11 protein-coding genes are annotated in these 11,664 nt (G+C 67.4%); 7 read left to right on the top strand and 4 right to left on the bottom strand.

The features are described from left to right. Positions 1–651 precede the first annotated feature (651 nt). Positions 652–2,499: a hypothetical protein gene (locus D7V88_RS32475; RefSeq protein WP_147448947.1), complete on the top strand. Its 1,848-nt coding sequence runs from the start codon at positions 652–654 to the stop codon at positions 2,497–2,499. Between the two features lie 399 nt (positions 2,500–2,898). Next, a complete protein-coding gene (locus tag D7V88_RS32470) occupies positions 2,899–3,090 on the top strand; it encodes a hypothetical protein (RefSeq protein ID WP_120544501.1) in 192 nt (63 codons plus the stop codon). A 449-nt stretch (positions 3,091–3,539) separates the two neighbouring features. On the opposite strand, the gene D7V88_RS32465 is transcribed toward D7V88_RS32470, so the two are convergent. After that, positions 3,540–5,156: a sigma 54-interacting transcriptional regulator gene (locus D7V88_RS32465; RefSeq protein WP_120544500.1), complete on the bottom strand. Its 1,617-nt coding sequence runs from the start codon at positions 5,154–5,156 to the stop codon at positions 3,540–3,542. Positions 5,157–5,203: 47 nt separating this feature from the next. Continuing rightward, on the bottom strand, positions 5,204–5,587 hold the full coding sequence (locus D7V88_RS32460; protein WP_120544499.1) for a hypothetical protein: 384 nt from the start codon (positions 5,585–5,587) through the stop codon (positions 5,204–5,206). Between the two features lie 241 nt (positions 5,588–5,828). Between D7V88_RS32460 and D7V88_RS32455 the strand changes: the two genes are divergently transcribed. After that, complete coding sequence (locus D7V88_RS32455) at positions 5,829–6,410, top strand: DUF2378 family protein (protein WP_120544498.1); 582 nt, start codon at positions 5,829–5,831, stop codon at positions 6,408–6,410. Between the two features lie 20 nt (positions 6,411–6,430). Then, positions 6,431–6,835 (top strand): TonB family protein, encoded by a 405-nt coding sequence (locus D7V88_RS32450; RefSeq protein ID WP_120544497.1) that lies wholly within the window; start codon positions 6,431–6,433, stop codon positions 6,833–6,835. Here D7V88_RS32450 and D7V88_RS32445 read toward each other — a convergent pair. Continuing rightward, positions 6,819–7,832 (bottom strand): zinc-dependent alcohol dehydrogenase family protein, encoded by a 1,014-nt coding sequence (locus tag D7V88_RS32445; protein ID WP_120544496.1) that lies wholly within the window; start codon positions 7,830–7,832, stop codon positions 6,819–6,821. The two genes, D7V88_RS32450 and D7V88_RS32445, sit on opposite strands and share 17 nt — an antisense overlap. An 89-nt stretch (positions 7,833–7,921) precedes the next feature. Here D7V88_RS32445 and D7V88_RS32440 point away from each other — a divergent pair, with 89 nt between their 5' ends. Both D7V88_RS32440 and D7V88_RS32435 read left to right on the top strand, forming a co-directional pair. Then, positions 7,922–8,539: a hypothetical protein gene (locus D7V88_RS32440; protein ID WP_120544495.1), complete on the top strand. Its 618-nt coding sequence runs from the start codon at positions 7,922–7,924 to the stop codon at positions 8,537–8,539. 106 nt (positions 8,540–8,645) lie between these two features. Then, positions 8,646–10,112 carry a S28 family serine protease gene (locus D7V88_RS32435; RefSeq protein ID WP_158625204.1) on the top strand — a complete coding sequence of 489 codons (1,467 nt, stop codon included), beginning with the start codon at positions 8,646–8,648 and terminating at the stop codon, positions 10,110–10,112. Between the two features lie 2 nt (positions 10,113–10,114). On the opposite strand, the gene D7V88_RS32430 is transcribed toward D7V88_RS32435, so the two are convergent. After that, complete coding sequence (locus D7V88_RS32430; protein WP_120544493.1) at positions 10,115–11,020, bottom strand: LysR family transcriptional regulator; 906 nt, start codon at positions 11,018–11,020, stop codon at positions 10,115–10,117. Between the two features lie 103 nt (positions 11,021–11,123). Between D7V88_RS32430 and D7V88_RS32425 the strand changes: the two genes are divergently transcribed. Continuing rightward, on the top strand, positions 11,124–11,664 hold a 541-nt coding region (locus D7V88_RS32425; RefSeq protein WP_158625203.1), incomplete at its 3' end, for an alcohol dehydrogenase catalytic domain-containing protein.

Here is an 11,664-nt window from a genome sequence, read left to right as displayed (position 1 = left end):
GGCCTCGAACGCTTCCGCGACGCACGCCCACTCCGGCTTCGCCACCTGCTTCGCCATGCCCACCAGCGTCCGCCGCGCACCGCTACGCCGGCAATCCCTCACCGCACGTCGTTGGCCGGACGGTTACGAAGAGACCCATCGCGCGCAAGGCCGAGCGCATCGCGGCGGCGGTTCGCGGCAACGTGAGCGGGAAGAAAATCCCTTTCAAACCCGCGAACCCACCACCCCTCAACCGCAAGAAATAGCCGTGAGGTCTTTTTCCGTTCCAGCGGTTCACGCACCTTCCTGCACGTCCCTTGTCCGCCCGGGAAAGTTCGACTGGAGACCTAATAACAATCATGAATTCGCGATGAAGGCACATCTTCAGTGTCTCTCTCACAATCAGCGACCCGAAGAGTCCAGGCGGACACCGTCTATCTAGAGAGAGCAATTCGCCGTCATTTTAAATCCAAGCAGGGGCCTACGAAATCCCGGAGCGCTTCAGAGGCCCTTTGAATTTTCAGCCTCAACACAAACCTTCACAGAAAATGGCGGCACGCACAACGGGTGCAGTAGCGGCTTGCCAGCGATCAGATGAAGTTGGCTTTGTCTGATCTTCCTCACGTGCACCCACAAAAGGAGAATCTCATGTCCGTTGTAATGGATGGAGTGATGGCAATGTTCATGCCGAACCACACCAAGAACAGCGTATTGGTCGGCCTCGCCAAGAGAGGCACCTCAGACGCCATGACGGACCTCGTCTGGCAGCCGCTGTGGCAGGCGTTCGAGATCAACGAGGTGATGAGCAATCCACCGAGCGGGACGATGTGTAACGGCACGGTCTACGTGGTCTATCCCAGCACCGCTCAGGATACGTCCAATGCGTTCTACTACACGTGCACGGGTACGACCTGGAGCGGCCCCAACCAGATCGACGGGGTATTGACGAACGTCGGCCTGAGCGCCGTCACGTACAACAACGTGCCGTATGCGTTCTATCAGGGTACGACCCTGAACATGAAGAACAGCGGGCAGTTGTTCGCCAAGCAGCTACCGTCAGGCTATTACTGGAACGTGTTGGGCGATCAAGTCATCATGTCCAACATTCCCTCGGCAATCGCATTCAACAGCGAAGTCTACGTTTTCTACCAGGGGCCGGGGAATAACGAGACGATCTGGTACACCCACACCTCCGACATCAGCAGCGGCAACTGGGCGGCGTCGACCCAGGTCCCGGATATCGGGGTGGCGTCGTCGGGTTCGCCGGGTGCGGTGGTTTTCAACAACCAAGCCTACATCTTCTACCAGAGCTCCAACGACAACACGATGTACTACAGAGGGATGAACACCGCAGGCACCTGGGGAACGGAGGGCCATGTCACCACCGTGAGCATGACCGGCATCCCCAGCGCTCTGGACTACAACGGCGTCCTCTATGTGTTCTATGAGGGCTCGAGCGGCGGAACGACGTGGTACATCAGCTCTACCGATACGGTGAACTGGAGTGAGCCGACCCAGGTCGCCATGATCGGAATATCTGCTTCGCCGTCCCTGCTTGCCTATAACTCGCAGCTCTTCAGCTTCATGCAGGGACCTGGCAACGATAGTACTGTTTTCGGTTGCCCCATCATCCCTGGCAGCGCCGGCAGCCTCATGACCTCGCTCAACAACGCATTCCTGTCCTGGGCTCCCAGCGCCGTGGTGTACAATGATCAAGTCTTCGTTTTCTACCAGGGAGAAAGTGAAAGCGGCGCCCTGTCCTGCAGCATCGGTGATTCGAATGGATGGCAGTGGCCCCTCGAAGTCGTAGCGAAAGGGGGGATGACGGGGTCTCCAGGGGCGGCCGTGTACAACGACGTGCTGTATGTCTTCTACCAAGGCGGTGACTACTCGCCCACCATCTACTACAAGACCTACAGCACGAGCAGTGGCTGGAGCGCGCAGCTCACCGTGCCGAATGCAGGCATGTCGGGATGGCCCGCACCGTTGGCGTGGAACGGCCAGTTGTACCTCTTTTATGAGGGCATGGGGAACGCCAATGGGGTTTGGTACAGCGGGTTCAACAACACTGAAGGCTGGGATGGCTCCCAGCAGATGAACACCAGCACCGTCACGTACTCCAACCAGACCGGGAGCAATCACGCAGGCACAAACGCCCCATGCGTCGTCGTGTTCAACGGCACCCCGTATGTCGGATACCTGGCCAACGGTGGGCAAATCTACATCAACGAGTTCAGCGGCGACAGCTCGGTCTGCCACCCGAACAACATCCTGGGAACGATTACGGCATCGTGCGCATTCAGCATGGCCGTGTTGAATGGGGTGCTCTATCTGGCCTACCAGGAAGGCACGACCGGAAAGCTCTATTATACGACCAACACTGGCAATCCTTGCGACGGCGGCCAGTGGAGTCCACCTATCCAGTTGGCCAGCACGCCGTCGACGAGTGCGCCGGGCGGCTTCACCTCATTCACCTCCGATGCGCTCAATGGCTTCCTGATGTTTTTCCCCGTCGGCTGATGGGGTTACCCATCCAGGAGCACGTCCCGAAACGGCTCGATGCATTCCTGAGTGTCGACCTGGGATACGCGTGCAGCCCCCCTGTCACCCACCAGGAACCGTCGAAGCGGCGCGGGCCAGGGTTGGCCTGCTTCGAGCCCCCGCGCCGCATCGGTAGGACGAGGGACAGCGTCAGGGGTGGGGCGGACGGGTTCTGTCTTGGCGGGAGAGGCGCTCCTGCCCGAACACAAGAGGTGGCCCAGTCCCCGAGGGGACTTCCGCCAGGAGCGTGCACCACCAAATCTTGAAGAGTTGCGCCGCCGACGTCGAGCCTCGAAGTCGGCGAGTCATCCGCGAGGAGCGCCAACACAGGCATCCTTGCGTCAAATCCACACGGAGTTGCAATCCAGGAGAAATACCATGGCAAAGCTTTCGAAGGAGGACCTCATGAACCAAGTCAAGGCGCTGTCCGCGGCTGACTTGAGTGAGTTTTCGCAGAACCTCAAGGCGCATCTCAAGTCGAAGGTCCCAGCCCCCGCCACGGCTTCCGCGCCTGCGGCCGGGGCGAGCCTTGCCGGCCAGGACGCGGCGCCCTCGGAACCGACTGAATAGCGTCTGGCCTTGGCGGAAGCCTTGAGCGGGAGGACAAGAAGTCCTCAAGGGAGCCCGGTGCCGGGTGGCGCGGCGGCACCGGGCCCGCATGGATGAACTCGCCTGTCGCCCCCCGGTCGGGTGGAGTCCGACAGGGCGAGGCAGTCATTACCCGCGCCGAGCATCACCTCGGAGGCCGTGAAGCCCGGCCGGTGCGCGTCGGCAAGCGTGTCTGGCTGCCCTTTCTCCGCGCCCGCCGGTACATTCAGTCCCGCCAGGCGCTGCCGGACTACTCGCTCACCCAGTTCTTCAGGGAGGCGGAGCGGCATCGTTTCTGATTGGAGTCGTGGCCCATGCGCGCCAGGCGGTCTCGGCCGGCGCAGGGTTCCCGGTGCGGTCTGTGTGCACCGGGCAGCCCAGGGCACGAGCCATCAGCGCCGAGGCGTCCATCGGCGTGCATGGGATATCGCTCAGGCCTTCGCCACCAGCCCCAGTTCCTTCAACCGCCGCCCCAGCGCGCGCTTGGACACTTCCAACTCACGCACCATCGCGTCCAGGTCGCCGCCGCACGCCTCGAAGCTGCGGGTGATTTCGTCCGCGCCCAGGTCGCCCGCGGTGCGCAGGTTCGGGCTCTTGTCGATGAGGTCATAGACAGACGGCCGGGGAATCCCCAACGCATCCGCCGCCGCCTTCAGGTCCCACGCATGGTCTCGCAGCGCCGCCAGCAGCTCCGCTTCCGTCACCTGCGAGGGCTTGCGCCGGGGCACGGCCGGCTCGCGGGCTTCCGGTGCCTTCACGGCCGCGACAACAGGCACCACCGCGCCCGGAGCAGCGTCCTGAACTCCCAGGGCCTCATCGAGCTGTGAGTCCCATTGCAGTCGCGCCTGTCCCCGGCTGCCGATGACCAACTGCCGCGTCAGGTTGCGAAGCTGGCGGATGTTGCCCGGCCACGCCGCCCGCACCAGCCTCGACGCCAGCGACACGGGCAGCCACGGCTCCGCGTGCGGATCCTCCGTGTCCAGCCGTCCCGCGTCCCCCAGGGCCGCCAGCTCCTCGCGCGCGAAGTGGAAGAACAACCGCCCGATGTCCTCACGCCGCTCGCGAAGGGGCGGCACGCGCAGGTCGTAGCCCGCAAGCCGGTGCAGCAGCGGCGCCTTGAAGCGCCCGTCGCGAATCTGTTCCTCCAGGTGCGCGTCCGTCGCGGCGATGAGGCGCACGTCCACCGTCACCGGGCTGCTCGCGCCCACCGGGTACAGCTCGCCCGTCTCCAGCACGCGCAGGAGCATCACCTGCACCTCGGGCGGGGCCTCGCCCACCTCGTCCAGGAACAGGGTGCCTCCGTGCGCGGCGCGGAAGAAACCCTCGCGGTCGCGCGTCGCCCCCGAGTACGCCCCCTTGTGCGCACCGAACAGCTCCGCCGCCGCCAGCTCCTTCGGAATCGCCCCCAGGTTGACGCTGAGGAAGCGCCCGGCCCGGCGCGGCCCGCGTTGGTGGATGGCCTGCGCCACCAGTTCCTTGCCCGTGCCCGTCTCGCCCCGGATGAGCACCGACACGTCCAGGTCCGCCACGCGCTCGATGTGCCGGCGCAGCTTCCGCAGGCCCGTGCTCTCCCCCACCATGCCCAGCGTGTCCGCCGCGCCCTCTCCGTCCAGCTCCACCGTGTGCAGCAGCACCACCACGCGGCCCGCCAGCTCCAGCGCCACCCCGTCCGCCAACGCTCGCGGCCCGAAGTCGTGCTCCCCCCGAAGCTGCGTGCCTTCCAGCGCCACGTGCGTGCCGTCCTCCGGCACCACCAGCCGCACGCCCCCGTCCGGGGCGGGCTTCCACTCCAGGGGCTTGCGGCTGATGAACGGATCCGACAGCGGCAGCCCCAGCGAACCTCCGGGGGCCACGAAGTCCGGCGCATTGCGCGACAGCGCCACCGTGCGCCCCGCAGCCACCGCGTCCAGCAGCAGCCGGGCACCCACCCGCCGAGGCATCGGATGGGACACCACCGTCAGCGCGGGGACGACACGAGGTGCGCGCCCCGCGCCACCGCGCTCCTGCATCGCGGCCGTGGAGACATCAGCGAGGGGGTCATGCGGCATGACCCCGCAGCCTAGCGCACCCACTCGCGGCCTCGACTCACGTGCCGTCAGCGCTGGGCCGTCTTCGGCGACAGGCTCACCGTGACCGTGTAGGTCGCCGTGCCCCCGTTGAACGACACCGTGGAGCCGATGTTGTAGTTGGCGCTCTGCGCTTTGACGCCCGGACCCGACGCGTGCGACCAGCGGTTGTCCCACCACAACTGGAACTGATCCGTGGCCGGGCTCGCGCCGCACGTGTACGTCACGGCGCCCTCGTCCCCCATGAGCCCCCAGTTGGGCAGCGCCGAGAAGAGGTTCTGCGTCCCGCTCGCCGTCGTCACGTTGGGCAACGTGGCCGGGCTGATGGAGCCGTGGTCGATGGTCGGAGTGCCCGGCAGCCAGTTGGCACCACTGGAGTTGTTGACGACGAACAGCACATTGGCGACGCCCATGGGGTTGCTCCTGTTGGAAGGTGACCCCCAGCCCTAGAGCAACCGCGATGCCAGGAGCCGCTCCCTCGGGAAGCCCACCGCGCCGCTCCCGCACGGGCCCCTTCGACACGTCGAAACCGCGTCGGCCGACCCGTCGAACCGACTGCCGCACCGCGTTTTCGAACAATCCCCGAAAAGTTCTCGAATCCTGGGAACCTCACGGGTTGAGAAAGCTCCGGGCTCACGGGTAGCGTGGCGAGACATGCCAGGGACCGAACGCCTCGTCTTCCAGCAGAGCTTCGAAGGGCTGATTCGCGCCCTGGGTGACCAGTTGGACGAGCCGTGCGCCCAGCAACTGCGCGAGGCGGGCATCGACCCTCGCGGGAAGCTGTCGGTGGCCTACCCACTGGAGGTGTGGGTGGAGTCGCTGAAGCTGGCCGCGTCGGTGCTGGCGCCGACGTCCCCGCTGGAGGACGGCGCGGAGGTGGTGGGCCGGCGCTTCCTGGAGGGCTACGGGGCCACGCTCATCGGCAGCGCGCTGCTCGCGGGCGTGCGACTGCTGGGCCCGCACCGGATGCTGGAGCGGATGACGCGCAACCTGCGCACGGGCACCAACTACCTGGAGGCGCGGCTGGAGCAGACGGGCCCCACGCGCTACGTGCTCACCTGCCGGCCAGTGGTGGTGGCGGGCTTCTACCGGGGCCTGTTCGCCGCGGGCCTGGAGATGAGCGGCGCGAAGAGCCCGTCCGTCGTGCTGATGCGCAGCGCGGGGGACGCGGCCGTGTACGACCTCACCTGGCAGGGCGACAAGACCGCTGACAAGCGCCCCGAGCCCCGGAGCTGAGCGGGGCCTATATTCGCCCCATGCTCCGCATCCCGACCCCCGCCGTGGCGGTGCTCGCGCTGGCCCTCGCATCCGGGGCCCTGGCCGCGAGCGGCAGCCCCCAGTTGCAGACCTACTTCCAGGGCACGGTGGACAGCCCCACCTACCAGCAGCAGACCTTCCAGCGCGTCGCGAAGCACTGGAAGCAGCCGGGACCCAAGGGGACCCCGGCGCTGGGGAAGAAGACCATCGTCCAGGCCATCCTCGACAAGGACGGCAAGCTGCTCTCCACCGCCGTCCTCACCGAATCCGGCTCCAAGGCGTGGGACGCCGCCGCGCTCGCCGCGGTGAAGAAGGCAGCGCCCTTCCCCCCGCTGCCGAAGACGGCCACCGCCGCCACGCTGGAGGCGCACTTCCACTTCGCGTGGGTCAGCCCACCTGGATGACGACCTTGCCGAAGTGCGCGCCGCTCTTGAGGTGTTCGAAGGCGGCGCGGGCTTCCGCGAAGGGGAACACGCGGTCCACCACCGGGTGGACTTCGTGCAGCGCGAACGCGCGCGTGAGGGCCTCGAAGGACTGACGGTGGCCCACGAAGACGCCCTGCACGCGCAGGTTCTGCATCAGGATGGGGAGGAGCGACACCGCGCCCCCGCCCCCGGACAGCACGCCGATGAGGGACACCGTTCCGCCCACGCGCACCGCCTTGAGCGAACGCTCGAAGGTGCCCGCGCCGCCCACCTCCACCACGTGGTCCACGCCCACGCCTCCGGTGAGCGTGCGCGCCGCCTTCTCCCAGTCCGGCGTCGTCGTGTAGTTGATGCCTTCGTGCGCGCCCAGCTTCAGCGCCCGCTCCAGCTTGTCTTCGCGGCTGGAGGTGATGATGACGTGCGCGCCGTGCATCAGGGCAATCTGGAGCGCGAACATGGAGACGCCCCCGGTGCCCTGGAGCAGCACGGTGTCGCCGGCCTGGAGGTGTCCCTGCGTGACGAGCGCGCTCCACGCCGTCACCGCCGCGCACGGCAGCGTGGCGGCCTCCACGTCCGTCAGGTACGCGGGCGTGAGCACCACGCCGTCCTCGTGCAGGAGCATCGTGTCCGAAAGCGCCCCGTCCAGCGGACCGCCCAGCGTGGTCGCCGTGACGCCCTTGGTGGGCCCTCCCGACTGCCATCCTTGCGCGAACAGGGTCATCACCCGGTCGCCGGGCTTCACGCGGGTGACACCGGGACCGACCGCGTCCACCACGCCCGCGCCGTCGGAGTTGGGCACCAGCGGCAGCTTCTGGCGCGGGTTGTAGCGGCCCTCCACCATCATCACGTCGCGCGAGTTGAGGCTGGTCGCCTTCACCCGCACGCGCACCTGGAAGGGACCGGGCGTGGGGTCTGGCCGCTCCGCACGCACCAGATTGTCCAGGCCGAAGGCACCGCGAATCTCGTAGACGTTCATGGAGTGGATTCCTAATCCAGCCCCGGGAGCGGCGCTCGCGGGGGTTCGACTCGCTGCGGGAGGAGCGTTGAAAATGCTAGTTATCCGCCATGTCACCCCTCCAGAAACTGCTTGAACAGTCCTCGCTCCACGATGTGTGTGGGACGGCCGAGAAGCGGGCGCGACTCAAGGCCACGCTGACGCCCACCCCCACCACGAAACAGGTGGACGGGGACCTGAAGCTCTCCGAGGGCCAGGACCTGCTCCTCGAAGAGGGCCGCGTCCACGTGAAGGGCCACCTCATCCTCGATGAACAGTCCCGCCTGCTCGTCGCGGGCGACCTGGTGGTGGAGGGCAACATCATCAACGAAGGCTTCGACTACGCCCTGCTCTTCGTCGGCGGCACGCTCACGGCCCACAACCTGCTCTTCCACGGCGAGGTGGTGTCCTTGGGGAGCATCCGCGTGAAGGGCGTGGCGTGGACCTACTACAACGACCACTCCACCTATGCGGACCTCCTCACGGCCCGTGTGGTGGTGGCCGACGACCGGGCGGAGGCCGTGGACGAGGTGCGCGCGGACACGCACCTCGTCGGGCACTCCAGTCAAATCACGGAGGCGCTGGGCAAGGTGTTGCACGCGCAGGCCTGGGATGCGCAAAAGGCAGGGGCCTACCCCGACCTCGCGAAGCGCCTGTGTCAAGGCAAGGAGCTGTTGCGAGAGGATTGAACTTGCCGTGAGCAAGCATTGGCCGGCAGCACCTGGGAAGTCCTTCTGCACGGAATGCGAACCCGGCATCTTCCGCCGGGTATTCACACAAGGAGGGCTTTCACACATGACTCGATTCTTCCGGCGTCCATCGATTCTCGCGGCCGCGCTCGCCCTGGGACTCCAGGCCTGTGGCGGCACCGAGGTCGCGTCCGACGAGGTGCTCCCCGCTCCGGCCGAAGCCGTGACCCGCACGCAGGAGCTCCTCCAGGACGCGGTGCCGGGCGACATCCTCACCGCGCTGCAGGCCATCCCAGGCCTCACGGTGGTGCGCGAGGCGCCGCCTCCGGCCCCGGGCGCGCGGCACTTCGTGCTGAGCTATGACCAGCCCGCGGACCACCGGCACCCGGAAGGCACCCGGTTCCAGCAGCGGCTGACCCTGCGCTTCGTCAGCGCGGAGGCGCCCATGGTGCTGGGCAGCAGCGGCTACGCCATCGGCACGCAGTCCTACCGACTGGAGCCCACGGCGCTGCTCCAGGCCAACCAGTTGATGGTGGAGCACCGTTTCTTCGAACCCTCCCGGCCCAACCCCGCGAACTGGAAGCTGCTCACCATCGAGCAGGCCGCGGCGGACCACCACCGCATCGTCCAGGCGTTCAAGCCGCTCTTCGCCGGCAAGTGGATCAGCACCGGCGCCAGCAAGGGCGGCATGACGTCCGTGTACCACCGGGCCTTCTACCCGAACGACGTGGACGCCACGGTGGCCTACGTCGCGCCGAACAGCTACGGGACGCAGGACCCGCGCTATGTGGCGTTCTTGAGCAAGCGGGGCACGCCCGAATGCCGTGAGCGGATCCGCGGCTTCCAGCGCGAGGTGCTGGAGCGGCGCGCGGAGACAGAGGCCGTCTTCGACGCGCGCACGCAGTGGCTGTCCTACGAGCTGCTCGGCCAGGACAAGGCCCTGGAGTTCACCGTCCTCGAGTTCGCTTTCGCGTTCTGGCAGTACGGCAACGCCTCGCGGTGCGGCGACATCCCCGCGCCGGGCGCCACCGCCGAAGAGCTGGTGGACTTCCTGGATGACATCGTCGGGCTCTCCTACATGAGCGACTCCGACCTGGACTACTACGCGGCCTATGACTTCCAGGCGGCCACGCAGTTGGGCAGCTACGCGTCCGAGGAGCGCCACCTGCGCGGCGTCCAGCGCTACCCCGGCGGTTACGACCCGAGGGCGCTCGTGCCCTTCGACATGAAGCCCTACAAGTTCAACCCCTTCGCGATGCCGCTCATCGAAGGCTGGGTGAAGGCGTTCGGGCAGCGCATCCTCTTCGTGTACGGAGAGAACGATCCCTGGTCCACGGGCGCGTTCGACGTGCGCTCGCGCAATGACTCGTACCGGTTCTACGTGCCGGGCGGCAACCACGGCTCCAGCATCCGCGCCCTGCCGGAAGCGGACCGGGCCGTGGCGCTGGAGCGGCTGGGCGCGTGGGCGGGCGTCCCCGCCACCCTCCCCCTGGTGGGCCTGAAGGGCAGCGTGGGCGAGGACGACATCCGCACGGGCTTCGTGGACCGCCGCCGCGCGCCGCCGCGCGACTGACGTCAGGGCCGTTCGGCCGTCACCTCGCGGGCCACGTCCAGGAAGGCGCGGAACGCGGGGGACACCTGCGCGCGGCTGGGGAAGTAGAGGAAGAGTCCGTCCACTGACGCCGCGTAGGGCTCCAGGACACACCGCAGGGTGCCGCGCTTCAGGCTCGGCATCACTGTGGGTTCAAAGGCATACATCAAGGCGAGCCCCGCCTCCGCCATGGCGATGAGCGTCGCTTCGTGGGTGCACAGCAGCGGCCCCTGGACCGGGATGCGCCAGGTCTTCTTGCCGCGCTCCAGCTCCCACGCGTACCTCACGCCCGAGGAGGGCATGAGGATGTTCACGCAGTCGTGGTCCAGCAGGTCCTCCGGGCGCTGGGGGGTGCCCTTGCGCTTGAGGTACGCGGGCGAGCCCACCACCACGAAGCGGTAGCGCTTCGACAGCCGCACCTGCACCATGTCCCGCTCCAGGGCCTCCACCGGGCGGATGCCGGCGTCCAGTCCCTCCGCCACGATGTCCACGAAGCGGTCCTCCACGCGCAGCTCCACCTCCACGCGCGGGTAGCGCGCGGCGAAGCGCAGCAGGATGGGCGTGACGACGGTCCGCAGGGCGATGGTGGGCACGGACAGGCGCACGCGTCCCGTCACCTCGCCCGCGCTGGCGGTGGCCGTCCGCAGCGCCTCCAGGGCGTTCTCCACGGAAGGTCCGGCGCGCTCCATCAGGCGCTGGCCCGCGTCCGTCAGCGACACGCTGCGCGTCGTCCGGGTGAGCAGCGGCACACCCAGCCGCGCCTCCAACTGACGCACCGACTGGCTGAGCGCGGACGGGGAGATGCCCAGCTCGTTGGCGGCCGCGGCGAAGCTGCGCCTGCGGCCCACCACCAGGAAGGCGTTCAAGGCATTGAGGGGCGTGAAGGCCATTCGGAAGCTTTCCTACATTCCACGTGTCGATTCCATCCGTTTCGCGAAGCGTGGGCCTTCTCCATCATTCCTGGCGTCACGCAGTCCCCAGGAGCCCATGCCCATGATTCCCGTTCGTGGTTACGCCGCGCAGGACGCCCGCTCTCCCCTCGCCCCCTTCCAGTTCGAGCGCCGCGAGCCCGGCCCGCGCGACGTGCAGCTCGACATCCTCTACTGCGGCGTCTGCCATGGCGACCTGACCATGGCCCGCGACGAGCTGGGCTTCTCCCGCTTCCCGCTGGTGCCAGGGCACGAAATCGTCGGCCGCGTGGTTCGTGCGGGCCACGAGGTGACGAAGTTCAAGACAGGGGACCTGGCGGGGGTCGGCTGCCTGGTGGACTCCTGCCGCACCTGTGACAGTTGCCAGGAGGGGCTGGAGCAGTACTGCACCAGCGGCAACGTGCAGACGTACAACGCGCTGGAGAAGGATGGGAAGACGTACACCCTGGGCGGCTATTCGGAAGCCATCGTGGTGGACCAGGACTTCGCCCTGAGGATTCCCGCGAACCTGGACCCGGCGGCCGTCGCGCCGCTGCTCTGCGCGGGCATCACCACGTATTCGCCCCTGCGCCGCCAGGGCGTGGGGCCCGGGAAGCGCGTGGGCG

The organism is Corallococcus terminator, assembly GCF_003611635.1.
Taxonomy (GTDB): domain Bacteria; phylum Myxococcota; class Myxococcia; order Myxococcales; family Myxococcaceae; genus Corallococcus; species Corallococcus terminator.
This window is presented reverse-complemented; position numbering and strand designations above follow the sequence as displayed.

Bases quoted from the DNA above. Each gene is read 5' to 3' on its own strand.
- D7V88_RS32430 (WP_120544493.1), bottom strand. From the start codon at position 11,020: ATGGCCTTCACGCCCCTCAATGCCTTGAACGCCTTCCTGGTGGTGGGC.
- D7V88_RS32445 (WP_120544496.1), bottom strand. From the start codon at position 7,832: ATGAACGTCTACGAGATTCGCGGTGCCTTCGGCCTGGACAATCTGGTG.
- D7V88_RS32455 (WP_120544498.1), top strand. From the start codon at position 5,829: ATGCCAGGGACCGAACGCCTCGTCTTCCAGCAGAGCTTCGAAGGGCTG.
- D7V88_RS32440 (WP_120544495.1), top strand. From the start codon at position 7,922: ATGTCACCCCTCCAGAAACTGCTTGAACAGTCCTCGCTCCACGATGTG.
- D7V88_RS32450 (WP_120544497.1), top strand. From the start codon at position 6,431: ATGCTCCGCATCCCGACCCCCGCCGTGGCGGTGCTCGCGCTGGCCCTC.
- D7V88_RS32460 (WP_120544499.1), bottom strand. From the start codon at position 5,587: ATGGGCGTCGCCAATGTGCTGTTCGTCGTCAACAACTCCAGTGGTGCC.
- D7V88_RS32435 (WP_158625204.1), top strand. From the start codon at position 8,646: ATGACTCGATTCTTCCGGCGTCCATCGATTCTCGCGGCCGCGCTCGCC.
- D7V88_RS32465 (WP_120544500.1), bottom strand. From the start codon at position 5,156: ATGCCGCATGACCCCCTCGCTGATGTCTCCACGGCCGCGATGCAGGAG.
- D7V88_RS32470 (WP_120544501.1), top strand. From the start codon at position 2,899: ATGGCAAAGCTTTCGAAGGAGGACCTCATGAACCAAGTCAAGGCGCTG.
- D7V88_RS32475 (WP_147448947.1), top strand. From the start codon at position 652: ATGGCAATGTTCATGCCGAACCACACCAAGAACAGCGTATTGGTCGGC.